This is a genomic window from Promicromonospora sp. NPDC057488, from assembly GCF_042802395.1.
Lineage (GTDB): Bacteria > Actinomycetota > Actinomycetes > Actinomycetales > Cellulomonadaceae > Promicromonospora.
This window is the reverse complement of sequence record NZ_JBHVEG010000037.1, coordinates 19,662-42,546: the sequence shown is the minus strand read 5'-3', so window position 1 is coordinate 42,546 and position 22,885 is coordinate 19,662. Positions and strand designations below refer to the sequence as shown.

21 protein-coding genes are annotated in these 22,885 nt (G+C 73.7%); 9 read left to right on the top strand and 12 right to left on the bottom strand.

What is annotated here, in order from left to right; all coding sequences use genetic code 11:
• Positions 1–201 precede the first annotated feature (201 nt).
• Positions 202–1,704 carry a M81 family metallopeptidase gene (locus ACFU5G_RS10395; protein WP_377243387.1) on the bottom strand — a complete coding sequence of 501 codons (1,503 nt, stop codon included), beginning with the start codon at positions 1,702–1,704 and terminating at the stop codon, positions 202–204.
• A complete protein-coding gene (locus tag ACFU5G_RS10390) occupies positions 1,701–2,924 on the bottom strand; it encodes an ROK family protein (protein WP_377243384.1) in 1,224 nt (407 codons plus the stop codon). Before ACFU5G_RS10390 ends, ACFU5G_RS10395 begins: the two co-directional genes overlap by 4 nt.
• A 264-nt stretch (positions 2,925–3,188) precedes the next feature.
• On the opposite strand from ACFU5G_RS10390, the gene ACFU5G_RS10385 reads away from it, so the two are divergent.
• From ACFU5G_RS10385 to ACFU5G_RS10365, 5 genes are read left to right on the top strand one after another with little or no spacing between them, the layout of a single operon-like run.
• Complete coding sequence (locus ACFU5G_RS10385; protein ID WP_377243381.1) at positions 3,189–5,003, top strand: peptide ABC transporter substrate-binding protein; 1,815 nt, start codon at positions 3,189–3,191, stop codon at positions 5,001–5,003.
• Between the two features lies 1 nt (position 5,004).
• A complete protein-coding gene (locus ACFU5G_RS10380; RefSeq protein WP_377243378.1) occupies positions 5,005–6,042 on the top strand; it encodes an ABC transporter permease in 1,038 nt (345 codons plus the stop codon).
• A complete protein-coding gene (locus tag ACFU5G_RS10375) occupies positions 6,039–6,875 on the top strand; it encodes an ABC transporter permease (RefSeq protein ID WP_377243375.1) in 837 nt (278 codons plus the stop codon). Before ACFU5G_RS10380 ends, ACFU5G_RS10375 begins: the two co-directional genes overlap by 4 nt.
• The gene (locus ACFU5G_RS10370; protein ID WP_377243372.1) at positions 6,872–8,692 is read left to right on the top strand and encodes a dipeptide ABC transporter ATP-binding protein; all 1,821 of its coding nucleotides are present in this window, start codon (positions 6,872–6,874) and stop codon (positions 8,690–8,692) included. The genes ACFU5G_RS10375 and ACFU5G_RS10370 overlap by 4 nt, the downstream gene beginning before the upstream one ends.
• Complete coding sequence (locus ACFU5G_RS10365; protein WP_377243369.1) at positions 8,689–9,621, top strand: ROK family protein; 933 nt, start codon at positions 8,689–8,691, stop codon at positions 9,619–9,621. The genes ACFU5G_RS10370 and ACFU5G_RS10365 overlap by 4 nt, the downstream gene beginning before the upstream one ends.
• 176 nt (positions 9,622–9,797) lie before the next feature.
• Here the strand turns inward: ACFU5G_RS10365 and ACFU5G_RS10360 are convergent, their stop codons facing one another.
• Together ACFU5G_RS10360 and ACFU5G_RS10355 are read right to left on the bottom strand one after the other, a co-directional pair.
• Positions 9,798–10,214: an Hsp20/alpha crystallin family protein gene (locus ACFU5G_RS10360; RefSeq protein WP_377243366.1), complete on the bottom strand. Its 417-nt coding sequence runs from the start codon at positions 10,212–10,214 to the stop codon at positions 9,798–9,800.
• Positions 10,215–10,314: 100 nt separating this feature from the next.
• Positions 10,315–11,313 carry a S66 peptidase family protein gene (locus tag ACFU5G_RS10355; protein ID WP_377243363.1) on the bottom strand — a complete coding sequence of 333 codons (999 nt, stop codon included), beginning with the start codon at positions 11,311–11,313 and terminating at the stop codon, positions 10,315–10,317.
• 78 nt (positions 11,314–11,391) lie between these two features.
• Here ACFU5G_RS10355 and ACFU5G_RS10350 point away from each other — a divergent pair, with 78 nt between their 5' ends.
• Positions 11,392–11,745 carry a VOC family protein gene (locus ACFU5G_RS10350; RefSeq protein WP_377243360.1) on the top strand — a complete coding sequence of 118 codons (354 nt, stop codon included), beginning with the start codon at positions 11,392–11,394 and terminating at the stop codon, positions 11,743–11,745.
• Here the strand turns inward: ACFU5G_RS10350 and ACFU5G_RS10345 are convergent.
• From ACFU5G_RS10345 to ACFU5G_RS10335, 3 genes are all read right to left on the bottom strand, one after another.
• Positions 11,720–12,334, bottom strand: a complete 615-nt coding sequence (locus ACFU5G_RS10345; protein ID WP_377243358.1) for a TetR/AcrR family transcriptional regulator — start codon at positions 12,332–12,334, stop codon at positions 11,720–11,722. The two genes, ACFU5G_RS10350 and ACFU5G_RS10345, sit on opposite strands and share 26 nt — an antisense overlap.
• A 10-nt stretch (positions 12,335–12,344) precedes the next feature.
• A complete protein-coding gene (locus tag ACFU5G_RS10340) occupies positions 12,345–13,550 on the bottom strand; it encodes an FAD-dependent monooxygenase (RefSeq protein WP_377243355.1) in 1,206 nt (401 codons plus the stop codon).
• A gap of 221 nt (positions 13,551–13,771) precedes the next feature.
• Positions 13,772–14,986 carry an XdhC family protein gene (locus tag ACFU5G_RS10335; protein ID WP_377243352.1) on the bottom strand — a complete coding sequence of 405 codons (1,215 nt, stop codon included), beginning with the start codon at positions 14,984–14,986 and terminating at the stop codon, positions 13,772–13,774.
• A gap of 150 nt (positions 14,987–15,136) precedes the next feature.
• On the opposite strand from ACFU5G_RS10335, the gene ACFU5G_RS10330 reads away from it, so the two are divergent.
• On the top strand, positions 15,137–15,625 hold the full coding sequence (locus tag ACFU5G_RS10330) for a dsRBD fold-containing protein (RefSeq protein WP_200835928.1): 489 nt from the start codon (positions 15,137–15,139) through the stop codon (positions 15,623–15,625).
• Between the two features lie 12 nt (positions 15,626–15,637).
• On the opposite strand, the gene ACFU5G_RS10325 is transcribed toward ACFU5G_RS10330, so the two are convergent.
• Positions 15,638–16,276 (bottom strand): hypothetical protein, encoded by a 639-nt coding sequence (locus ACFU5G_RS10325; RefSeq protein WP_377243348.1) that lies wholly within the window; start codon positions 16,274–16,276, stop codon positions 15,638–15,640.
• Between the two features lie 78 nt (positions 16,277–16,354).
• On the opposite strand from ACFU5G_RS10325, the gene glp reads away from it, so the two are divergent.
• Both glp and ACFU5G_RS10315 read left to right on the top strand, forming a co-directional pair.
• A complete protein-coding gene (gene glp / locus ACFU5G_RS10320; RefSeq protein WP_377243345.1) occupies positions 16,355–17,605 on the top strand; it encodes a gephyrin-like molybdotransferase Glp in 1,251 nt (416 codons plus the stop codon).
• A gap of 32 nt (positions 17,606–17,637) precedes the next feature.
• Positions 17,638–18,057: a molybdenum cofactor biosynthesis protein MoaE gene (locus ACFU5G_RS10315; protein ID WP_377243342.1), complete on the top strand. Its 420-nt coding sequence runs from the start codon at positions 17,638–17,640 to the stop codon at positions 18,055–18,057.
• Here the strand turns inward: ACFU5G_RS10315 and ACFU5G_RS10310 are convergent.
• From ACFU5G_RS10310 to ACFU5G_RS10295, 4 genes are all read right to left on the bottom strand, one after another.
• Positions 18,023–19,408, bottom strand: coding sequence for a glycosyltransferase family 4 protein (locus ACFU5G_RS10310; protein WP_377243339.1), 1,386 nt, complete (start codon positions 19,406–19,408; stop codon positions 18,023–18,025). The two genes, ACFU5G_RS10315 and ACFU5G_RS10310, sit on opposite strands and share 35 nt — an antisense overlap.
• 130 nt (positions 19,409–19,538) lie before the next feature.
• Positions 19,539–20,921 carry an ABC transporter substrate-binding protein gene (locus ACFU5G_RS10305; RefSeq protein WP_377243336.1) on the bottom strand — a complete coding sequence of 461 codons (1,383 nt, stop codon included), beginning with the start codon at positions 20,919–20,921 and terminating at the stop codon, positions 19,539–19,541.
• A 50-nt stretch (positions 20,922–20,971) separates the two neighbouring features.
• Positions 20,972–21,853, bottom strand: a complete 882-nt coding sequence (locus tag ACFU5G_RS10300) for a carbohydrate ABC transporter permease (protein WP_377243333.1) — start codon at positions 21,851–21,853, stop codon at positions 20,972–20,974.
• Positions 21,850–22,839, bottom strand: coding sequence for a carbohydrate ABC transporter permease (locus ACFU5G_RS10295; protein WP_377243330.1), 990 nt, complete (start codon positions 22,837–22,839; stop codon positions 21,850–21,852). The genes ACFU5G_RS10300 and ACFU5G_RS10295 overlap by 4 nt, the downstream gene beginning before the upstream one ends.
• Positions 22,840–22,885 lie beyond the last annotated feature (46 nt).

The window sequence follows — 22,885 nt, the reverse complement described above, 5'->3', positions numbered from 1 at the left end:
ATAAGCGACCGGGCGTTGTCCTCTCCGCGTTGGTCGAGCTCGTCGAGACCTGGTGAGGTCTCGACAAGCTCGACCAGCGGGGTGTCACTCGATCACCGGGTCTCGACAAGCTCGACCAGCGGGGTGTCACTCGATCACCGGGTCTCGACAAGCTCGACCAGCGGGGTGCAGCTCGACCAACGGCTCGCGACCGCGGGGGTGTCACAGGAGCTCGGCGCGGAGCTTCGGCTCGGCGGCGAACTCGTGGAACGGGTGGGTCGGCACCGTCAGGCGGTGGTGGCCCAGCCGCAGCAGGTCCTGGTCGACGCCGCCCGGGGTGAGCATGAGCATCCAGTCGGCCGCCATGTCGTACAGCTCGGGCTCCAGGTAGCCGATCTTCACCACGACGACGTCGGTCCCGCGCGGGTCCAGGCCCAGCACCGTGAAGTCGCGCTCCAGGTGGTACGGCTTGCGCCGCTCCGTGAGGATCACGCGCAGCCCGCCCACGCGCACGACGGCGACGATGCCGGCGTCGGGGTCGCCCTCGCTCACGTGCTCCACCACGCCGCTCAACCGGACCGGCCCGTGCGGGCCGTCGTCGACCCGGGCGCCCGCCTCGACGTCGACCGCCGCGCCGGGACCAGCCGACGCGAACGTCGCGGCCACCGAGCGCGCCGCCGCGGCGTCGGGCAGGGAGGCGTAGATCGCGGTGCGGCCGCCGTCCTCGGGCGCGACGGCGAAGGCCGGCTCCGCCAGGAGCCGCGCGAGCGTCCAGGTGACGTCGCCCGCGCCGCCCGCCGTGGGGTTGTCGCCGGAGTCCGACAGGAAGTACGGCCGTGCCTCGCTCGCCAGAGCCGTCGCCACGCACTCGTCGTACGGGGCGGCCGGCGCGACGAACGCGAACTCGTCGCGCGCGTCCCAGTACTGCCGGGCGAGCTGCTCGGCCTCGCGCACGATCACCTCCTCGTCGTCCCCCGTGACGACGACGGCGGCCCGGCAGCTCGGCTCGTCGGCCCACGCGTACCCGACCCAGAGCGCGGCGTCGAGCACGCCGGGCAGGTCGGCCACGCGGGCGACGTCGGCGTAGATGGACGCCGCGGGCTCGATGCGGGTGCTGGTCTTCTCCCCGGGCAGCAGCACGGGGACCTGCAGCCACGCCTTCTTCGGGGCACCGCCCGACTCCAGCCGCGCGAGCAGGTTCGCGGCCGCGCGCTCGCGGGTCTCCCACGCGTCCTCGTGCGGGGCCATGCGGTAGCAGGTGATCAGGTCGCTGGCCTGCGCCAGCTCCCGGGGCACGTTGCCGTGCAGGTCCATCGTGGTGCTGATCAGGGTCCCCGGGCCGACGACGGCGCGCACCGCCGCGGCGAGGTCGGACTCGGCGTCGTCCCGGCCCACCACCGTCATGGCGCCGTGGATGTCGAGGAGCACGCCGTCGTACGGGCCGTGCTCGGCCTGCTGCGCGCGCAGGGTCGCCACGATCTCGTCGCGTACCGACTCGTAGACCTCGGCCGGGACGGCACCGCCCGGCAGCGACCGGGCGTGCAGCACGCCGGTCCAGTCGGCGGCGTCGCGCAGCGGGGCGCCGTCGGCCAGGAACGGGTAGTGCGCCACGAGCTCGTCGCCGCGGCGGAGCGTGAAGGCCTCCCACCCGGAACGGTGCGGGGAGAACGTGCTGGACTCGATCGACATGCCGGCGATCGCGACCCGCGGGCGGGGGTTGGTCATCGTGGTCCTTCCGACGCGGTTGTGGATGACGCTGTGGAGGGGGCAGGGGACTGCGGGGTGGCCAGGGCGTGCGGCACGAGCGTGTCCTCCAGCAGGCGGCCCACGCCCACGAGGTTCGCGTCGGGGCCCAGGCCGGACGGCGCGATCACGAGGTCGCGGGTCATCAGCGGGTGGGCGCCCTCGTAGATCTGGCTGCGGATCGCGGAGACGAACGGCTCCAGCGTGGACAGCGCGCCGCCCAGGTAGACGGCGCCGGGGTTGAAGAAGTTGACCACCGTGCACAGCGCCGCGCCCAGGTGCCGCCCGGCGGTCCGGGTCAGGGTGGTCGCCACGGGCTCGGCGTCGCGCACCAGGGCGAGGACGTCGGCGGTCGCGTCGACGTCGTAGCCCTGCTCGCGCAGCAGCCGCACCAGGGCCGCGCCCGAGGCCACGGTCTCCAGGCAGCCGCGGTTGCCGCAGGTGCACGGGGTGTCGCCGCCGGCCGGGATGCGCGTGTGCGTGATGTCGCCCGCCGCGCCGCCCGCGCCGCGGTACAGCCGGTCGTCGACCAGGATGCCGGCGCCGATCGCGGTGCCCGCCTTGACGGAGACGGAGTGCCGCGTGCGCCGGGCGTGCCCGAAGTGCTCGCCCACAGCCATCGCGTTCGCGTCGTTCTCGACCACGGCGGGAACGCCCAGGGCGTCCTCCAGCCACGAGCCGACGTCGAACCCCGACCATCCGGGCATGCGCGACGGGCTGTCGAGGGCGCGCCGGGCGACGTCGACCGGGCCGGGCAGGCAGATGCCGACGCCGAGCAGCCGGCCGCCGTCGGGCTGTGCGGCTGCCATCTCGCGCAGCGCGGCCGTGACCTGCGTCAGCACGGGTCCGGGGCCGTCGCCGATCGCGAGGGCCACCTCCGTGGTGGTGGTCAGCTCGCCGCCGTGCGGCAGGATGCCGAGCCGGGCGTGGGCGCCCCCGAGGTCGACGACGCCGAGGTAGCCGGTGCTGCCGGGCACCCGGAGCGCGCGCGGCCGCCGTCCGCCGCTGGACGCACCCTCGCCCGTCTCCTCCAGGACGCCGGAGGCGAGCATCGCCTGCACCCGTTGCGAGACGGTGGACGGCGCGATGCCGAGCGACTCGGCGATCTCCTTGCGGGACCGGGCGCGGCCGCTGGACACGAGCACGAGGATCTCGCGCTCGAGCCGTGCGGCGGCCACCCGGGGACGCGCGGGCTGGGCCACGGGCCTCCTCCAGGTTCTTCGAGAACTTCTTGCAGTACTTCTTTCAGGACATGGAACAAGTTCCGGGCAAGAGTCTGCACCACATCGGCCATGCTCCGGACAGGTCGGCCTTTTTGCGGTCCCGAATTAACAGTCTTGTTACGGATTCCGCATAGATTCGGGAAACTTAATACGTCTACGGTGCTCCATTATTCGGCTGGCGAAACAAGTGCCCGAGTCGCACAGGCTCCGGCGTCGTCGGCCCCGCAGACCAAGGAGACCCAGATGCGCACCACGCATGCCGGACGGGCCGTACGGCTGGCCGTCGGCGCGGCCGCCGCCGTCGCCCTCCTCGCCGGATGCTCGACGTCTTCGTCCGGCAGCGACGAGGCAGCCGCACGCACCGACGTGAACTACGCCCTGCCCGCGAACGCGACCCCCAACTGGATCGTGCCGCTGGGTATCGCGGGCAAGCTCGCGACCCACAACTCGGCGATCACCCGCACCCTCTGGGAGCCGCTCGTCGCGTACGACGGCTCCGAGGGCGAGGTGGGGCGCGTGGCGAGCGCCGATCTCGCCGACGAGATCACCTTCTCCGACGACGGCCTGGTCGCCACCATCACCCTCGACGAGGGCCGCACCTGGAGCGACGGCGAGCCCGTCACCTCGGCCGACGTGAAGTTCTGGTTCGACCTCGTCAAGGCGAACACGGACGTCTGGGCCAGCTACTCCGAGGGCCGCATGCCCGACAACGTGACCGAGGTGGCCACCCCGGACGAGAAGACCGTCGAGCTCACCTTCGACAAGGTCTACAACCCGGAGTGGCTGCAGGCCTCGCAGCTCACGCTCGTCGTGCCGCTGCCGGCCCACGCCTGGGCCAAGGCCGCCGACGGCGACGCCCCCGACCCGGCGCTCGCCGAGACCGAGGACGGCGCGAAGGCGATCTTCGACTACCTCGTCACGCAGAGCGAGGACCTGTCCACCTACGAGTCCAACCCGCTGTGGCAGACCATCAACGGCCCATACTCGCTGACCGGGTTCACGGACAGCGGCCAGGTCGAGCTGACCAAGAACGAGAAGTACGACGGCGACGACGCCGCCTCGATCGACACCGTCAACCTGCTGCCGTACACGTCCACCGACGCCGAGGTGAACGCCGTGCGGTCCGGCGCCGTCGACTACGGGTACATCCCGACCACCGGCCTGGACGCGCCGGAGCAGTACGAGTCGCTCGGCTACGCCGTCGAGCCCTGGGCGGGCTGGTCCATCACCTACCTGCCGTACAACTTCAACCACCCCGAGCTGGGGCCGGTCTACCGCCAGCTCTACGTGCGCCAGGCGCTCCAGCACCTCGTGGACCAGGAGCAGATCTCCGACGTCATCTGGAAGGGTGCGGCGCTGCCCGGCTACGGGCCGGTGCCGCAGAACCCCGAGAGCGACTTCCTCTCCGACGAGCAGAAGGACAACCCGTACCCGTTCGACCCCGAGGCCGCGGCCGCGCTGCTGGCCGACCACGGCTGGACCGCCGGGTCCGACGGCGTGCTGGAGTGCACCAGCCCCGGTGACGGCGACGACGAGTGCGGCACCGACGTCGAGGAGGGCCAGAAGCTGGCGATCACGATCCTGACGCAGAGCGGCTCGGCCGAGACGGACAACATGTTCGCCGAGATCAAGTCCACGTTCGAGCAGGCCGGCGTGGGCGTCACCATCGAGAGCGCGCCGCTGAACACGGTGCTGTCCTCCATCGCGCCGTGCACCGCCGACCAGGCGGACTGCGACTGGCAGCTCCCGTTCTTCGGCACAGCCGGCAGCTGGTACTTCGGCGGCTACCCCAGCGGCGAGCGCGTGTTCGGCACCGGCGCGGCGTCGAACTTCGGCTCCTACTCGGACGACGAGCTCGACACCCTCATGCACGACTCCACCGAGAGCACCGACCCGTCGGTCATGCAGGAGTACTCGAAGTTCGGCGCCGAGAACCTGCCGGTCATGTGGCTGCCGAACCCCGTCTACCAGGTCTCCGTGATCAAGGACGGGCTGGAGGGCACCACGCAGGACCCGCTCGCCAGCTTCCACCCGCAGCGCTGGAGCTGGGCCGGCTGACATGACGACAGCCATCCCCGCGCAGAGCGGGACCGTCGAAGCCGGAGTCGCCGCGCCCCCGCCCGTCCGGGCGGCCCGCGGCGGCTTCGGCCGCTTCCTGGTCCGGCGCGTGCTCCAGGCGCTCGTCGTGATCCTCGTGGTCAGCGTCATCGTGTTCGCGCTGCTGCACGCGCTGCCGGGCGGACCCGCCCGCGGCGTCCTCGGCCAGCAGGCCACCCCCGAGCAGATCGCCGCGTTCGAGGCCGCCAACGGCCTCGACCAGCCCGTCGTGCTCCAGTACCTCTCGTTCCTGGGACGCTCGCTGACGGGCGACCTCGGCGAGTCCTACCTGCTCAACCAGTCGGTCTCCGACGCGATCGCCCTGCGCCTGCCCAAGACGCTGCTGCTGACCGGGCTCTCCCTCGTCGTCGCGGTGCTGATCGCCGTGCCCGTCGGCGTCTACCAGGCCGTGCGCCGCAACCGCGCCGTCGACTACTGGCTCTCCACGCTGGCGATCGTCGCCTACTCGACGCCGACGTTCTTCCTCGGGATGCTGCTGATCCTGCTGCTCAGCCAGACCGCCGGGCTGTTCCCGGCGGCGGCCCCGCAGGGCACCGGGATCGCCGAGGTGCTGGCCCAGCCCGACGCGCTCGTGCTGCCCGTGCTCACCGGCGCGGTGCCGATCGTGGCCACGTTCAGCCGGTACATGCGCTCCTCGACCCTGGACAACCTCGGCGAGGACTACGTGCGCACCGCCCGCGCCAAGGGCACCGGCCACCGCCGCGTGGTGCTGCGGCACGTGCTGCGCAACTCGTTGACGCCGGTGGTCGCGATGCTCGGCTACTACCTTCCCGTCATGTTCGGCGGCGCCCTGGTGGTCGAGCAGCTGTTCAACTACCCCGGCATGGGACTGCTGTTCTGGAGCGCCGCGCAGAGCAGCGACTTCCCGGTGCTGCTCGGCTGCGTGCTCGTCATCTCGGTCGCCACCGTCGTCGGCTCCCTGCTGGCCGACGTCGTCCAGGCCGTCCTGGACCCTCGCACCCGAGGAGGCCTGCGATGACCGCGATCCGGCGGTTCGCCACCAACCGGCTGGCCGTGGTGGGCGCGGTGGCGCTCGTGATCCTGGTGCTGTTCGTGCTGATCGGCCCGCTGGTCTACCCGACGGAGCAGGTGGCGACCGATCTCGGCGCGGCCAACCTGCCGCCCGGCGTCGACGGGCACCCCTTGGGCACGGACGCGCTCGGCTACGACAACCTGGGCCGGCTGATGGTCGCGGGCCGGGTCTCGCTCCTGGTCGGGGTCCTGGCGGGGGCGCTCGCCACGGTGGTCGGCACCCTCTGGGGCGCGATCGCCGGGTACGTGGGCGGCGCCGTCGACGTCGTCATGATGCGGGTGGTCGACGCCGGCATCGCGATCCCCGCGATCTTCCTGCTGCTGGTGCTCTCCACGATCGTGCGGCCGACGGTCGGCATGATGATCGTGGTGCTCGGCCTGGTGTCCTGGCTGGTCCCGGCCCGGCTGATCCGGGCGGAGGCCCTGTCGGTCCGCACCCGCGACTACGTGGTGGCGGCCCGCGCGATGGGCGCCTCGCACGGCCGCACCGTGCTGACGCACGTCATCCCCAACACCGTGGGCACCGTGGTGGTCAACGCGACCTTCCAGGTGGCCGACGCCATCCTGCTCGTCGCCTACATCAGCTTCCTCGGCATGGGCGTCCAGCCGCCCACGACCGACTGGGGCGCGATGCTGAACGACGGCATCAACTACATCTACCAGGGCGCCTGGTGGCTCATCCTGCCGCCCGGCCTCGCGATCGTCGTCGTGGTCTGCGCGCTGAACTTCGTGGGCGACGGGCTGCGGGACGTCGTCGACGTGAAGGGGAGGACGGCATGAGCGACGTCGTACTGCGCATCCGGGACCTGGACGTCACCTTCACCACCGGCTCCGGGGAGGTGCCCGCGGTGCGCGGCGTCGACCTCGAGGTGCGGCGCGGCCGGGTGGTCGCGCTGGTGGGCGAGTCCGGCTCGGGCAAGAGCGTCACGTCGCTGTCCGTGCTGGGCCTGCTGCCGTCGACGGCGCGCGTCACCGGCTCGGTCGAGCTGGCCGACGGCGACGCGGTGCGCGACGTCGTGACCACCCCCGAGGACCAGCTCGTGGACCTGCGCGGCCGGGTGGTGTCCATGGTGTTCCAGGAGCCGATGACGGCGCTCAACCCGACCATGACCCTGGGCGACCAGATCGCCGAGGCGGTGCTCAACCACGAGCGCGTGCCGCGGGCGGCCGCGCGGGAACGGGCCGTGGACCTGCTGCGGTCCGTGGGCATCCCCGAGCCGGAGCGGCGGGCGGGGCAGTACCCGCACGAGCTGTCCGGCGGGCAGCGGCAGCGCGTGGTCATCGCGATCGCGCTCGCGTGCGAGCCGCAGCTGATCGTCGCCGACGAGCCGACGACGGCGCTCGACGTGACCGTGCAGGCGGGGATCCTCGACCTGCTGCGCGAGCTCGTGGCGCAGCGGGGGACGGCGCTGCTGCTGGTCACGCACAACATGGGTGTCGTGGCCGACCTGGCCGACGAGGTGGCCGTGATGAGCGGCGGCCGGATCGTGGAGCACGGGCCGGTGGAGCAGGTGCTGCTGGCGCCGGAGCACGAGTACACGCGGGCGCTGCTGGACGCGGTGCCGGCGGTGCCGCCGGCGAGCGGTGGTGGGTCGAGCTTGTCGAGACCTGGTTCGGCGGATGTGGGGGTCTCGACAGGCTCGACCAGCGGGGTTGGCTCGACGGGTACGGAGGTCTCGACAGGCTCGACCAGCGGGGTCGGCTCGACCACCAGTGGCGGCGAGGTCGTGCTCGACCTGCGCGGGGTCAGCCTCGACTACCGGGTGCAGGGCCGGCACGTGCGCGCCGTCGAGCGCCTCGACCTGACCGTGCGCGCGGGCGAGATGCTGGGCCTGGTCGGCGAGTCCGGCTCGGGCAAGTCGACGGCGGGGCGCGCCTGCCTCGGCCTGCTCACGCCGGCCGAGGGTGAGGTGCTGCTGCTCGGCACCTCCGTCGCGCGCGCCCGCGGCCGGGCCCGGCGGCGCCTGCTGGCCGACGTCGGCGTCGTGTTCCAGGACCCGGGCGGTTCGCTGGACCCGCGCCGGCTCGTGGGCGAGTCGATCGCGGAGCCGCTGGCGATCCACGGCCGCGACGGGCGGCGGCTGACCGCGGCCGAGAAGCGGGCGCGGGTGCGCGAGCTGCTGGACGCCGTCCACCTGCCCGCGGGCGCCGAGCGGCGCTACCCGCACGAGTTCTCCGGCGGCCAGCGCCAGCGGATCGGGCTGGCCCGGGCGCTCGCGCTGCGGCCCCGCCTGCTGGTGGCCGACGAGCCGACCAGCGCCCTGGACGTGTCCGTGCAGGCCGAGGTGCTCCAGGTGCTGCGCGACCTGCACGCGGAGCTCGGGTTCGGCTGCCTGTTCATCAGCCACGACCTGGGCGTGGTGCACGAGCTGACCGACCGCGTGGCCGTGCTGCGGGGCGGGCGCCTCGTGGAGAGCGGCCCGACGGCGGACGTGTTCAGCGCCCCGCGCGAGCTGTACACGGCCGAGCTGCTGGCCTCCGTGCCGACGCCCGACCCGGCCGCGCAGCGGGAGCGGCGCGCGGCGCGGCAGCGGCTGGCGCCCGTGCCGGGTGCGGTCGCGTCGGGCGCCGCCCCGGCCCCCGGAGCCGCGCTGTGACGGGCGGGCCCACCGCGGGGGTCGACATCGGCGGCACCAAGATCCGGGCCGCCGTCGTCACGGCGGACGGCGCCGTGCTCGCCTCGGCGACCGCGCCGACGCCGTCGGGCGGTGCGGCGATGCTCGACGTCGCGGCCGGGCTGGTGGCGCAGGCGACCGCCACGGCCCGGGTGCGGGTCGCGGCGGTCGGCGTCGGCGCGGCCGGGGTCGTGGACCCGGTGACGGGCGAGGTGCTCGCCGCGAGCGACTCCTTCGTCGGCTGGGTCGGCACCGACCTGCGGGGTGGGCTCGCGGCCCGGACCGGCCTGCCGGTCACCGTGGCGAACGACGTCGACGCGTTCCTCGTGGGCGAGGCGACCTGGGGCGCCGTCCGCGGCGTGCGGTCGGCGGCGGGGATCGCGCTCGGGACCGGCGTCGGGGGCGCGCTCTGGCTGGACGGCGCGCTGTACCGCGGGGCCGGGGCGGCCGGGGAGATCGGGCACATGCCCGGCTTCGGCGACGCGCGGTGCACCTGCGGGCAGCGCGGGCACCTGGAGACGCTCGCGTCGGGGCGCTCGGTGGAGCGCCGGTACGGGGAGGCCGTGGCGGCGGGCGGCTCGGGCGGCGTCGGCTCGCGCGAGGGTTCGGGAGCCGTCGTCGGCGCGGCGGAGATCGAGGCCCGGGCGCGGGCCGGGGACGCGGCCGCCGCGCGCGTGCTGGCCGACGCCGGGCGCGCGGTCGGGTCGGCGGTGCTGGTGCTGGCGGCGCTGCTCGACGTCGGGCACGTGGTGGTGGGCGGCGGGCTGGCCCACGCCTGGGACCTGCTGGAGCCCGCGATCCGGGCCCGGCTGGACGACGAGCCGCCCGTGTCGGGGCACATGATCGAGGTGCGCCGGGCGGTGCTGGGCGGCGACGCGACGGTGGTGGGCGCGGCGGCGCTGGCGCGGTGACTGCGACCTCTGGCGCAGATGACATCGGTCCCTTGCCCCGAGACCGGTCATTCAACCGACCGGTCTCAATGCAGGGGACCGAAGTCAGTGAGTTCGGTCAGTTGCACCCGACAGCAGAACGCCGACGGCGCCCGGCCGCTGTGCGGTCGGGCGCCGTCAGAGTGGCTGCCTGGGGATCAGGCGGCGGTGGTGACCTCGACGCGCTGCGGCGTCGTGCCGGCGAAGACGCCCGGCACGGTGACCGTCAGGACGCCCGAGTCGTAGGACGCGCGGACGACGTCGCCGTCCACGGCCTTCGGCAGGGTGACGACGCGGCGGAAGGAGCCGAAGCGGACCTCCGAGATGCGGCGGCCCTCGGACTCCTCCGAGCGCTGGTCCTTGCGCTCGCCGCGCACGACGAGCTTGCGACCCTCGACCTCGACGGTGACGTCGTCGGCCGGGTTCACGCCCGGCAGGTCGAGGCGGGCGACGAGGTCCTCGCCCTCACGGTAGACGTCGGCCGCGGGCACGGGGCCGGCGGTCGCGGCAGTCTGGCTCCACGGGTCACGGAGCCAGGTCTGGGCGAACGGTGAACGGGTCAGAACGGTGGTCATGATGTTCTCCTCCGGATGCGGTTGATGACCGGTACAACCTGAGTCGACCCGACTCAATTTCCGGGTTCGCCGACGGCGGACGCCGCCCCTGCCGCCGGCGTCAGTGGCGGGTGATCGTCAGGCTCGCCTCGTGCTCGCCGACGACGACGTCCGCCGCGCCGCCGACCGGGATCGTGAGCAGCGGGCTGGTGTGCCCGAAGTCCACGCCCGCCAGCACCGGCTTGCCGGCCAGGGCGGGCTGGCGCGCGACGATCTCGTCGAGCGCCTCGCGCGTCATGCCTGTGGCGGCCTGGAACCGGCCGACCACGAGCCCGGTCACGCCGGCGGCGTCGGGCTGCTGGAGCAGGGAGGTGAGGTTGCGCGCGAAGGCCACCGTGTTCGACTCGAAGTCGTCCTCGATGAACAGGAGGGCGCCGTCGAGCGACGGCATGTTCGCGGTGCCCTGCAGCAGGTTGAGCGTGCAGAGGTTGCCGCCGACGATCCGGCCCGACGCCTGCCCCGGCCGCAGCCGCCACCAGCCCTCGTTGGCCACGGGGGTGCGGGCGTCCTGGTCGAGGAACCAGAGGTCGTCCGTCCAGGCCGCGGAGGGCTCGACGACGATCGGGGCGTCGCCGGTCACGGCGGCGCGGAACCAGTCGCCGGTGGGCTCGAAGTGGTCGCGCATGCCCCAGCTCGACCAGTGCGGGCCGGAATAGGTGATCAGGCCCGTGCGGGCGAGGATCGCGTTCTGCAGCGCGGTGATGTCCGAGTAGCCGCAGAACACCTTGGGGTGCGCCGCGATCAGGTCGAAGTCCAGGTGGGGGAGCAGCTCGTTGCTGTTGAACCCGCCGATCACGGTGATCACGCCCGCGACGGCCGGGTCGGCGAACGCGGCGTGCAGGTCGGCGACGCGGTGCTCGATCGAGGAGCTGCGGAACTGGTCGTCCTCGTCGACGTGCTCGCCGAACGTCAGCGTGAGTCCCATCGCGGCGAACCGCTCGTCGACCCAGCGGGTGTTGTCGTGCTCCATGATCATGGCCCGCGACCTGGCGGGGGCGATGACGCGGACGGTGTCGCCGGAGCGGAGCCGGGGCGGGACGATGGTTGCGTGCGCTGACATGCCCGCAGCCTAGGACGGCCGCGGCGTCGTCGGCCCGGCATTTCCCGCGAACCGATCTCCCGCGAGCTGGAGGACGCCGTGCGCGCCACACGCATCATGCCGAACCTTCGGGTGGCCGACGTAGCGGCAGCCAAGGACTTCTACACCGGCTATCTCGGGTTGAGCACCGAGGAGTTCGACCTGGGCTGGGTGGCCCGGTGCACCTCGCCCGAGACGGGGGCGATCGTCCAGCTCGTCACCCGCGACGCGACCTCGCCCGAGGACGCGGTCGTCTCGGTGCACACGCCCGACGTCGACGGCGCGTACGACGAGGCCCGGCGGCTCGGCTACGAGATCGTGCACCCGCTGACCACGGAGTCGTGGGGCGTGCGCCGGTTCCTGGTCCGGGCGCCGGACGGCAACGTGATCAACGTGGTGCACCACCCGGACTGAGGAGCGCGGCCAGCAGCAGGTCCGTGACGGCCGGCAGGATCTGCTCGATGTCCGCGCCGGAGGCCGTGCGCTCGGCGCCCGCGCGCACGATGCCGCTCAGCAGGTGCGTGGTCAGCGCGACGTCGCCGACAGGGCGGAAGGTGCCCTCGTCGACGCCGTCGCGCAGGACCTGCTCCACGGCGGCGGCGACCTGGGCGAAGGGGCCCTCCGGGTGCTCCAGCACGTCCTGCGGCATCGCCGTGGCGGGCGAGTGCAGCATGAGGCGCACCGCCGGGGTGTCGAAGGAGCGCATCAGCGTGTCCACGATCTGCGCCAGGCGCCGCGGGGCCGGTTCGGGCCCCGCGGCGATCTCGTCGATCCGGGCCAGGATGTCGCGGCTGGCGTGCTGCGCGATCTTGGCGGCCAGCGCCGCCTTGTCCTTGGCGTAGTTGTAGATCGTGTTGCGGGCGATGCCCGCGCCGGCGGCCACGTGCCCCAGGTTGAAGCCGTCGTAGCCGCGCTCGGCGAGCAGCGTGCCCATCGCCTCCGTCAGGTCGGACCAGACCTGCTCGTGGTGGGCCTGGAACGTGCCGCCCTTGATCCGTGCCATGGGCCCAGTATCACCTGCCCGCGCCGGCGGCGGCCGGGACCTTCGTGTCGCCCGCGGCCTTGCGGTTCGTCAGCCGCCCGACGGCGCCGAGCCCCACCAGGACCGCGGAGCGCACCCGCTCGGCCACCGGGCCCGACGGGACGAAGAGCTGCTGCATGAGCCGGGCACGGCGCTGGTGGCCGGTGATGGCCGGGCGCAGGCCCGTCTCCCAGGCGGCCAGCGCCGCGTGCAGGTCCTCGGGGTGCTCCCGCAGGGCCTGGCCCAGGTCGGCGCCGCCGCGCATCGCCATGCTGGAGCCCATGCCGGAGTAGAGGTTCAGGCACCAGGCGGCGTCCCCGACCAGGACGACGCGGCCCGAGCGCCAAGAGGGCATCTTCACCTGGTTGACCGAGTCGAACAGGAAGTGCGGGGCCTTCTCGAGCTGGTCCAGGACGTGCGTCACGGACGGGTGGTCCATGCCCGCGTAGACCTCACGCAGAGTCTCGGCCGGCGGGCGCGTGAACTGGGCGTCCACGTCCTGGGTGCGGTACGTCAGCAACGCGGTGGGGGTGCGGTCGGCGAACCCGAAGACCCAGGCCGCCCGGCGGGAGCGCGCGTCGATGCTGCCGTCCTCGGGCCCGAGCCCGGGGACCTGCTCGTCCAGCTCGAAGGCGCAGATGATGGCTTCCCACTGGTCCAGGTAGTCCGCGTCCGGGCCGAAGGCCAGCTTGCGCACGCCCGAGCGGACGCCGTCGGCGCCCACGACGAGGTCGAACTCCTCCACGGACTCGGCGCCGCTCGGCTCCTGCACGAGGCGCACCCGCGCCGTGTCCGGCGTCTGCTCGATCCCGACCGGGCGGGTGCCGAAGCGGACCTCCGCACCGCCGAGGTCCTCGAGGGTGCGCCACAGTGCGTCCTCGATGTCCCCGCGCACCACCGCGTACGGGCCGCCCGGGCGGTCCAGGAAACCGGCGCCGGGCCGGGCCTGCCCGGACCGGCGCACGGTCCAGTCCTTGCCGTCGACGGGGTTGCGCACGTGCAGGTTGTCCGTCGCGCCCAGGTCCGCGAGGGCCTGCTTGCCGTCCGGGAAGATCCCGACGAAGTACCCGCCCGTGCGCCGCTCGGGGGAGCGCTCGACGACGACGGGCTCCCAGCCCGCCCGGCGCAGCCCGATCGCGGTCGCGATGCCGGCGATCCCGAGGCCCACCACGAGAGCGCGCTTGTCCTGCTGTGTCATCGGAGCTCCTCCCAAGTTGCGACAACCTGTCGCAAGGAGAAGTTACGACAACCTGTCGCAATTAAGGAAGAGGGCGCGGCTGTGACCCAGGACACCGAGTGCTGCGCGAGCGGGGATGGCCGAGCCGCACGTGTCAGACGTACAGGTCACCCGGGTGACCTGTACGTCTGACACGTCGGGGAGTTCGGTCGAGCGGGGCCGTCCGGGTCGCCGAAGCGACCTCAGCCGTGGATCGGGCCGTCCGTCTCGTGCAGGGGACGGGCCGTGGCGCCGGAGCGGGCCGCGATCAGCTCGGCGACGATCGACACGGCGGTCTCGTCCGGCGTGCGCGCGCCCAGGTCCAGCCCGATCGGGCTGTGCAGCCGGTTCAGTGCGGGGAGCGGCACGCCGTCCTCGACCAGCCGGGCCGTCCGCTCGGCGTGCGCGCGGCGGGAGCCCATGGCGCCCACGTACGTGCCGGCGGGCAGGTCGGTCAGCGCGGTGTGCAGCAGGGGCACGTCGAACTTGGCGTCATGGGTCAGCACGCAGACGGCGTCGCGCGCGGAGACGCGGCCCGCCTCGATCTCGGCGGCCAGGTACCGGTGCGGCCACTCGACGACCACCTCGTGGGCCTCGGGGAAGCGGGCCGGCGTGGCGAACACCGGGCGGGCGTCGCACACCGTGACGCGGTACCCGAGCAGGCGGCCGGCGCGCGCCAGCGCCGCCGCGAAGTCGATCGCGCCGAACACCAGGAGCCGCGGGGGCGGGGCGAAGACCTGCAGGAACACCCGCGTCCCCGTGCCGGTGCGCTCGCCGTGCGGCCCGTACTCGCGCAGGGCTGAGGTGCCGGCGGCGAGCTGCCCGACGGCGTCCGCGGTCACCGCCGCGTCCAGGCCCGCGTCCCCGAGGGTCTCCTCGGGGACGCCTGCGTCCGCCCCGGGGACGTCCGCCCCGGAGACGAGGAGGTGCCGGCCGAGCGCTCCGCCGGCACCACGGGGATCACCGGCACCGCCACCAATACCGCCACCGCCGCCGTCCGCCCCGACGACCGTGGCGAGGCAGACGCCCGACGCCGCCGCGCCGCCGTCGGGCGACGACGTGCCCAGCACCCGCCGAGCGAAGGACCCGAAGCCCGGCCAGGCCGACCGCGACACGGGCGCGACGAAGATCTCGATGGTCCCGCCGCAGGTCAGGCCCACGTCGAAGGCGTCGTCGTCGGTGACGCCGTAGCTGACGAGCACGGGACGGCCCGTCTCGGCGACCTCGAGGCAGAGGTCGTACACCGCGCCCTCGACGCACCCGCCGGACACCGAGCCGATGACCTCGCCGCCCGGCCCCACGGCCAGCGCCGCACCCGGCTCGCGCGGCGCGGACCGGAACGTGCGCACCACCGTCGCGACGGCCGCGCGCTCGTCGGCGCGCCACCAGTCGAGCAGCTGCGGCAGCAGGTCCCGCACCCCGGCTCCTTCCTCCGCGCGAACCCCGTCTCCTGCCAGGTTCTCACTTCCGTGTCACGGGCCGAGGTCGCCCAGGTAACCGGTACGTCTGTCACGCCGTGGGGTTCGGGGTCATGATGGAAGGGACCGCAACGACGCGAGGAGGACCCCATGAAAGCAGCAGTGGGCGACCGGATCGTCACGGCTTCCGGCGTGGTCGGCGGCGCTGTGCGGGACGGCGTGGTGACCGAGTGTCCTCACGGCGACGGGTCGCCGCCGTACCGGGTGCGCTGGTCCGACACGGGCGAGGAGACGCTCGTCTACCCCGGCGGCGACACGTACGTGGACGCCCAGGTCGAGGCGACGTCCGGCGCGTGGGCCGAGGCCCGCCGCGGCCGCGCGCTCACCTGGGACGTGCGGATCACCGTGGTCGAGGCGGCGGGCAGCACGACGGCGGAGGCGACGGTGATGAACGGTCCGCCGGACGCCCTGCGCGGCGTCGGGCACGCCAGGAAGTCACCCGACGACGACGAGGTCCCGCTGATCGGCGACGAGATCGCCGCCGGCCGGGCGCTGCGGCGCCTCGCCGACCGGCTGCTCGCCGTGGCCGAGGCCGACGTCTCCGCCGCGGTCGGGCACAAGGCGCACCTGCACCGGTGACCCGGCCCGGCACTACGCCAGGATCCCCGACGCGTCCAGCGCCGCACGCACCTCGGGGTCGAGCCACGGCTCGACGCCCGCCCAGGTGGTGCGCCACGAGATGCCCGTGATCCGGGTGCCGTCAGGGAACGTCTCGATGTAGTCGGCCTGCAGCACCCCGTGCTCGTCGCACCAGAACGCGTTCGCGGGGCTGCCGTCCAGGAGCTGGTCGATGCGCATCGCGGAGACCGAGATGCCGTCCGGCAGCACCAGCGGCTGCGTGTCGGTGCGCACCAGCAGGGCGTGCTGCGTGCGCGTGGGATCGGTGTCGTCGAGCTGCGTGTACTCGACCCAGGACCCCACCGTCGCGAGCTTCAGCACCAGCAGGTACCGGGCGAACGACGGCACGCCGTCGCCCACGCCCGGCGGCAGGTCCGCGCGCTCGAACGAGACGTCCACGCCGCCCGGCTCGCGCTGGTGCGACCAGCGCACCCAGGCCCGCACGTCGCCGTCGTACTCCACGCGCTGCCGGGCGCGCAGCACCACGTCGGGCTGCGGGCGCATCGCGAGCACCGAGTCGAGCACCAGCAGGCCGTCGTCGGTCTCGGACTCCCGGCGCACCAGGGCGCCGTCGGGCGTGGTCCCGTTGTTGCTCAGCGCCTGGATGTGCATGCTCGATTCTTTCGTGCGGCCCGGTCCGCTCGCCAGGGCAAGCCGCCCGCAGCACGACGCTGCGGGTAGGTTGCGGGCATGAGCGAGCGCGTGGACGTGGAACAGCACCGGGCCGACGTCGCGGAGCTGCTCGCGGCGCTCGCCGACCGGCCCGCCGAGCAGGTGCCCCTCGACCAGGGGGTGCTCGGCCGCGTGCTCGCGCGCGACGTGACCGCCCCCGGGCCGCTGCCCCGGTTCCGGAACTCCCAGATGGACGGCTTCGCGGTGCGTGCCGCCGACGTCGCCGCGGCCGGCCCGGGCGCGCCCGTCTCCCTGCCCGTCGCGGGCGACGTCGCCGCCGCGCCGGGCGAGCCCGCGCCGCTCGCGCCGGGCACCGCGGTGCGGATCATGACCGGCGCCCCGGTTCCCGAGGGCGCGGACGCCGTGGTGCCGGTCGAGGACACCGACCACGTGACCTTCAACGGCGCCGCGGCGGCCCTGGCGAACACGGTCGTCGTGGCGCGCGCCCGCGCGGCCGGCGAGTTCGTCCGGGAGCCCGGGTCCGACGTCGCCGCCGACGCCGTCGTGCTGCCCGCCGGCACCGTGCTCGCGCCGCACCACGTCGCGGCGGCCGCCGCCTGCGGGGTCGCCCACCTCGCGCTCCTCGCCCAGGTCTCGGTAGCCGTCGTGTCCACGGGCAGCGAGCTCGTGGGGCCGGGCGGCGAGCCCGGACCCGGCCAGATCTGGGACGCCAACGGCCCGGCGCTCGCGGCCGCCGTCCAGGCGGCGGGTGGGCGCGTGAGCGAGCGGCTCACCCTGGCCGACGACCCGGCGGCGGTGCGCGCCGGGCTGGAGCGCGCCGCGGCGGGCTGCGACCTGGTGCTCACCACCGGGGGCGTGAGCCAGGGCGCCTACGAGGTGGTCAAGGACGCCCTGCCCGAGGTGGTCTTCCGCTCCGTGGCGATGCAGCCCGGCGGGCCGCAGGGGTTCGGCCGGATCGGCGGCACGCCCGTGCTCACCTTCCCGGGCAACCCCGTCAGCGCGCAGGTCTCGTTCGTGGTCTTCCTCCGGGACGTGCTGCGGCGGGCCGCCGGGCTCCCGCCGGTGGAGCGCCTGCCCGCGGTGCTCGACGGCGCCGTCCGCTCCCCGGCGGGGAAGCGGCAGCTCCTGCGGGGCCGCTGGGTGCGCCCGTCGGCGGGCGCGGCCGGGGCCGGGGAGCGGGTCGCCGTCGTCGGCGGGCCCGGCTCGCACCTCGTGGCGTCCATGGCCGCCGCGGACGTGCTGATCGACGTGCCCGCCGCCGCGACTACGCTCGAACCGGGTGCCGAGGTGGCCGTGTGGCCGCTGTGACGCCGCACCCGGGCGAGAGGGAACGGTCAAGCATGGACGAGGTCGTGCGCGTGACGCAGGAGGTGCTCGACGACGCCGTCGGGCGGGCCGTCGAGGCGGCGGTGGCCGCGCCGGAGTGCGGCGCCGTGGTCACCTTCCGCGGCGTGGTCCGGGACGACGACGGCGGCCGCGCCGTCACGAGCCTCGACTACGAGGCGCACCCCGACGCCACCGCCGTGCTACAAAAAGTGTGCCAGGCAATGAGCGCCGAGACGGGCCTCCGCGTCGCGGCGACGCACCGCTACGGGCACCTCGAGGTGGGGGACGTCGCGCTCGTCGCGGCGGCGTCGGCCGGGCACCGCAAGGAGGCCTTCGAGGCGTGCTCCCTGCTGGTGGAGCGCATCAAGGCGGAGGTGCCGATCTGGAAGAAGCAGCAGTTCACGGACGGCGAGTCCGAGTGGGTCGGTCTGTGACGATCCGCCGCACGCGGGTGACCGCGCGGCCCACCCGGCGGGGGATGAGCAGCTCGGGCAGCCGGGCGACGCGGCCCTGCAGCGTCCGGCCCGGCAGCGTGAGGCTCGGCCGCGACAGGCCGGTCCGCGACAGGCTGGGCAGCGACGGCAGGCTCGGGAGCGACGGCAGGCTGGGCAGCGACGGCAGGGTCAGGTGGGGCATCGACAGGTTCGGCATGCTGAGCCCGGTCAGTCCCAGGCTCGGCAGGCGCTGGATCCCGCGCACCCAGATGCGCTCCCGCACCGGCGGCGGCGGCACGTCGAGCCGGTCGTAGAACGCCTCGGCGCACGCGCGCCACGAGAACAGCTCGGCGTACCGGCGGGTCTCCTCGCGGGAGCAGCCGAGCGCGGCCAGGCACGCCGCCCGCAGGTCGTCGTCGACGGCGCCCGCGCCGGAGCCGGGGATCAGGTCGCGCGGACCTGGCGCGTCGAACCCGGCCACGGGCGTGCCCGAGGCCATCGCCTCCAGGATGACCAGCCCGAAGGTGTCGGTGCGGCTCGGGAAGACGAGCACGTCGGCGTCGGCGAAGTGCTGCGCCAGGTCGTCGCCGGAGCGGCGGCCCAGGAAGTGCGCCGCCGGGTACGCGGCCTCCAGGTCGGCGCGGGCCGGGCCGTCGCCCACCACGACCTTCGAGCCGGGCAGGTCCAGGTCGAGGAACGCCTCGACGTTCTTCTCCACCGCGAGCCGCCCCACGTACAGGAAGACGGGCCCGGGCAGGTCGCGGTAGACGCCGTTGCCCGTGGCGCCGGACCCGGACGCGGCGGCCCGGCGGCGCGGGTGGAACTGCTCGGTGTCCACGCCGAGGCTCCACGGCGTCACGTTCCGGATGCGCCACTGGGTGAGCTGCTCGCGCATGGTCGGCGTCGCCACCAGCACCGCCCCGGACTTGTCGTGGAACTTGCGCACGTAGCGGTACCCCGCCCACAGCGGGATCCACGACCAGCGCGCGCTCACGTACTCGGGGAACTGCGTGTGGTAGCTGGAGGTGAACGGGAAGCCGAAGTGGTCGCAGACGGCGCGCGCGTACCAGCCGAGCGGACCCTCGGTGGCGATGTGCACGGCGTCGGGCGCGAACTCCAGGAACCGCCGCTCCACGTCGTCGCGCGCCATGATGGGCACGCGGATCTCGGAGTAGGTGATCAGCGGGATGGTGCGGTAGCCGTCCCAGGGCGTGACCACCTCCACCGCGCAGCCCATCCGGCGCAGCTCGGCCACGGTGCGCGAGAGCGCCGTGGCGACACCGTTCACCTGCGGTTCCCAGGCGTCGGTGACGATCATGATGCGGTGCGGCCGATCGGTCGCTGTAATCACGGCGCGATTCAACCACGTTCCCGGGGCCGCTCCGACCGCCCCGGTGGTACGTGCGGCGGCCGGCCGCACGGGACGAGGCCCGCCACGGTGCGCGGGGGCGTCGTGGCGGGCCTCGTCCTGTTCGGGCACGTCAGTCCTGGGGGGCCAGGTAGGGCTCGACGTTCTCGGTGTAGGCCGTCTCGATACGCGGCGTGATCCCCTCGAACGCCGTGGCCGGGTCGGCGCCCTCGATGACGATCTGCTCCAGGGCGTCGTTCAGCAGCGCGTCGGCGCCGGGCACGAAGACGCGGACGTCGTCCTGCACGCGGGCCTTGTCGGCGAGCTGGTCCACCGCGGTGCGGAACTGCGGCGTCTCCTCGTAGGTCGCCTTCATCGTGTCGCTCTCCACCGCGGAGGTGCGCACGGGCATGTAGCCCGTGGACTGCGAGAAGGTGGCGGTGTTCTCGGTGTCGGTGAGGAACTCCAGGAACATCGCGGCCGCGAGCTGCTCCTCCGGCGTCTTGGACGACGGGATCGCCAGACCGGTACCACCGGTCGGCGTGCCGCCGCCCTGCGGGCCGTCGGGCAGGTAGGCCGTGCCGACCTCGAACTTCGCGGCGTCGAGCGCGCCCTTCAGGGAGCCGGTCGAGCCGATCGTGGAGGCGATCAGGCCCGAGGAGAAGTCGGCCATGGCGTCGTCGGCCGACAGGGTGGCCACGCCGGACTCGTGGAACAGGTCGTGCACGAACTGGCCGCCGGCGATCGCCTCAGGGGTGTCGAGCGTCAGGTCGAAGCCGTCGGAGTAGGCGCCGCCCTGGCCCCAGATCATGTTCTCGAACCACCAGGCGCCCCACGACGGGCCGGTCGACAGGCCGAACGTCGAGCCCTTCTCGGGCACCTCGTCCTTCAGGGAGGCGTCCCACTCCTCGAGCTCGGCCCAGGTCTCCGGGCCGCGGTCGGGCAGGCCGGCGGCCTCCCACAGGTCCTTGTTGTAGTAGAACAGCGGCGTCGAGCGCGCGTACGGCACGGCCCAGTGCTGGTCGTCGTACTCGTAGTCGGAGTACAGCGCGGGCTGGAAGTCCGCGGCGTCGGCGTCCAGGAACTCCATGACGTCGTCGACCGGCATGATCTGGTCGTTCAGGTGGTAGCGGAACCACCAGACGTCCGAGGCGATGACCAGGTCGGGCAGCTCGTCCGTCTGCGAGGCGGCCTGGAAGCGCTGCGCGACCTCGTCGTAGTCGGCGCCCGCGGTCACCAGCTTCACGCTGATGCCGGTCTCGTCCTTGAACTCGTCGATGAACTGCTGCTCGACCTCCTGCGACGCACCCGGGTGGTTGCTCCACCAGGTGATCTCCTTCGCGGGCTCGACCTGCGACCAGTCGACGGCCTCGGCGGAAGGCTCGTCGGAGCCGCCGGCCGCCCCGACGCTCGGGCCGGCGCACCCGGCTGCGGTCAGGGCGGTCAGCGCGGCGAGCGCGGTGACGACGACGGTGCGCGGCCGCGCGGTGGCACGGCGGGCAGGGCGGTGGGACACGGGTGCTCCTTGGTTGTTTCTGGGGAGTGCTGGGGGAGTGCGGGCGCTGGTCAGCCGGTGACGGCGCCCGCGGTGAGGCCGGCGACGAGCCGGCGCTGCAGGACGAGGAAGACCAGCAGGATGGGGAGGGTCACGACGACGGTGGCGGCGAGCAGCACGCCCCAGTTCGTCATGCCGTCGGTGTTCTGCAGCAGGGTGAGGCCCACGGGGAGCGTCATCTTGGACGGGTCGTCGACCACGAGGAACGGCCACAGGTAGTCGTTCCACTCGGTCACGACCGAGACCAGCGCGACGGCGGCCAGCGTGGGCGTGCTCATCGGCACCACGAACCGCCACAGCTTGCGCCAGTGGCCCGCGCCGTCGAGCTCGGCCGCCTCCAGGACGGACCGGGGCAGCGTCAGGAAGTGCTGGCGGAACAGGAAGGTGCCGAACGCGCTGGCGAGCCCGGGCACGAGGATGCCCTGGTAGGTGTTCAGCCAGCCCAGGCTCGCCACGAGCGTGTAGTTGGGGATGATCGTGATCTGCGGCGGGATCATCAGCGTGGCGATCACCAGCCCGAACACGACCTTGCGGAACGGGAAGTCGAGGAAGACCAGCGCGTACGCGCAGCACAGGCCGAGCGCGACCTTGAGCCCCGCGCCGACGACGGTCAGGCCGATGCTGTTGACCAGCAGCCGGCCGAGCGGGATGGCGCCAGCGGCCTGCGCGTAGTTGTCCAGGTCCGGCTGCGCCGGGAGCCACTGGAGCGGAACCTGGTAGAGCTCGTCCGGGGCCTTGAGGCTCGCGAGCGCCATCCACAGCAGCGGGGCGCCCAGCACGAGGGTCGCGAAGATCATGGTGACGTAGCCGCCCAGCTGGGGCGAGCGCCGTCGGCGGGCGGGCGTGGTGGGGCCGGCCGGGCCGGTGGGGCGCGGGAGCGTGGTGGCGGTCATGCGTAGTGCACCTTCTGCTGGACGAACCGCAGCTGCACGGCGGTGACGGCCAGCAGCACGAGGAACAGGATCGTGGCGACGGCGGACGCGTAGCCCGCCCGGCCGTTGACGAAGCTCTCCACGTAGATCGAGTACATGAGCGTGGTGGTGGACCCGAGCGGGCCGCCCTGCGTCATCGCCTTGATGGTGTCGAACGACTGCAGGGAGCTGAGCAGCATGGTCACGAGCAGGAAGAACGTGGTGGGCGTGAGCAGGGGCAGCACCACGGAGCGCAGCGTGCGGGCGGCGGAGGCGCCGTCGATGGCCGCGGCGTCCTTGAGGTCCTGCGGCACGGCCTGCAGGCCCGCCAGGTAGATGAGGGCGACGTACCCGAGGTTCTTCCACAGGTAGACGACGATCACCATGACCAGCGGCCAGGGGCGGCCGGTGTACCACTGGGGCGAGGCGATGCCCACCCAGCCGAGCAGCTCCTGGATCAGGCCGTAGCGCGGGTCGAACATGAACAGCCAGAGGATGCCGACGGCGAACCCGCCCAGCACGTACGGCGCGAACGCGACGGTGCGGGCGATGCCGCGGCCCCGCAGCCTGCGGTTCAGCAGCAGGGCGAGGCCGAGGCCCAGCACCATGGCGCCGCCCACGGTCGCGACGGTGAAGACGAGCGTGGTGAGCACGATGCGCCCGGTGGTCGGCGCGGTGAACCACTCGACGTAGTTGCCGAGCCCGACGAACCGCGCCGTGGGGGAGCCGAGGTTCCACTGCAGGGTGGAGAGGTAGAGGCTCTCGACCAGCGGCCGGTACACGAAGACCAGCAGGAGGGCGATGTTGGGGCCGGCCAGCAGGAGCGCCCAGAGCAGGGCGGTGCGGCGGCGGCCGGCCGCGAGGCGGCTGCGGCCCAGGCGCTGGGGTTCGGTGCGCTCGGGGCCCGCGGAACCGGCCGGCGGGGCGCCGGGGTCCTCGGGCGCCCGTGGCGTCGCGATGGTGGTCACGTGCCGGGAGCCTAGGAACCCGTCTGGGCGTTATGCGGCTTTTTGT

Coding starts and splice junctions, on each gene's coding strand:
- ACFU5G_RS10345 (WP_377243358.1), bottom strand. CDS start 12,334: ATGGCACGGATCAAGGGCGGCACGTTCCAGGCCCACCACGAGCAGGTC.
- ACFU5G_RS10355 (WP_377243363.1), bottom strand. CDS start 11,313: ATGTCAGCGCACGCAACCATCGTCCCGCCCCGGCTCCGCTCCGGCGAC.
- ACFU5G_RS10360 (WP_377243366.1), bottom strand. CDS start 10,214: ATGACCACCGTTCTGACCCGTTCACCGTTCGCCCAGACCTGGCTCCGT.
- ACFU5G_RS10300 (WP_377243333.1), bottom strand. CDS start 21,853: ATGACCGCCACCACGCTCCCGCGCCCCACCGGCCCGGCCGGCCCCACC.
- ACFU5G_RS10325 (WP_377243348.1), bottom strand. CDS start 16,276: ATGCACATCCAGGCGCTGAGCAACAACGGGACCACGCCCGACGGCGCC.
- ACFU5G_RS10340 (WP_377243355.1), bottom strand. CDS start 13,550: ATGACACAGCAGGACAAGCGCGCTCTCGTGGTGGGCCTCGGGATCGCC.
- ACFU5G_RS10330 (WP_200835928.1), top strand. CDS start 15,137: ATGAAAGCAGCAGTGGGCGACCGGATCGTCACGGCTTCCGGCGTGGTC.
- glp (WP_377243345.1), top strand. CDS start 16,355: ATGAGCGAGCGCGTGGACGTGGAACAGCACCGGGCCGACGTCGCGGAG.
- ACFU5G_RS10395 (WP_377243387.1), bottom strand. CDS start 1,704: ATGACCAACCCCCGCCCGCGGGTCGCGATCGCCGGCATGTCGATCGAG.
- ACFU5G_RS10370 (WP_377243372.1), top strand. CDS start 6,872: ATGAGCGACGTCGTACTGCGCATCCGGGACCTGGACGTCACCTTCACC.
- ACFU5G_RS10380 (WP_377243378.1), top strand. CDS start 5,005: ATGACGACAGCCATCCCCGCGCAGAGCGGGACCGTCGAAGCCGGAGTC.
- ACFU5G_RS10385 (WP_377243381.1), top strand. CDS start 3,189: ATGCGCACCACGCATGCCGGACGGGCCGTACGGCTGGCCGTCGGCGCG.
- ACFU5G_RS10375 (WP_377243375.1), top strand. CDS start 6,039: ATGACCGCGATCCGGCGGTTCGCCACCAACCGGCTGGCCGTGGTGGGC.
- ACFU5G_RS10315 (WP_377243342.1), top strand. CDS start 17,638: ATGGACGAGGTCGTGCGCGTGACGCAGGAGGTGCTCGACGACGCCGTC.